At 44.5% G+C, this 308-nt stretch carries 1 protein-coding gene; it reads left to right on the top strand.

The features are described from left to right. Positions 1-3 precede the first annotated feature (3 nt). On the top strand, positions 4-308 hold a 305-nt coding region (locus KTR07_RS28285), incomplete at its 3' end, for a phage integrase SAM-like domain-containing protein (RefSeq protein ID WP_048693843.1).

Below are 308 nucleotides of genomic sequence, written 5' to 3'. Positions count from 1 at the left end.
AAAATGTTAAAAGTAGTAGCATTTATGAAGCAAGTAGCCAAGGGACTACAGATGGAGGGAAACTTTGGTACTGCGCACGTCTACCGTAGCAGTCTCAATGCCATCATTGCTTATCGTGGGAAAGGGGATTTTACATTTCATGAGGTAACCCCTGAGTGGTTAAAAGGCTTCGAGATTCACCTTCGTGGCCGGGGATGCAGTTGGAATACTGTATCTACTTATTTACGCACATTTCGTGCGGTCTATAATCGTGCGGTAGATTGTCGTGGGGCTGTTTATGTACCGCATCTGTTTCGTTCTGTATATAC

This window comes from Bacteroides sp. MSK.20.82, assembly GCF_019052485.1.
Lineage (GTDB): Bacteria > Bacteroidota > Bacteroidia > Bacteroidales > Bacteroidaceae > Bacteroides > Bacteroides thetaiotaomicron.
This window is presented reverse-complemented; position numbering and strand designations above follow the sequence as displayed.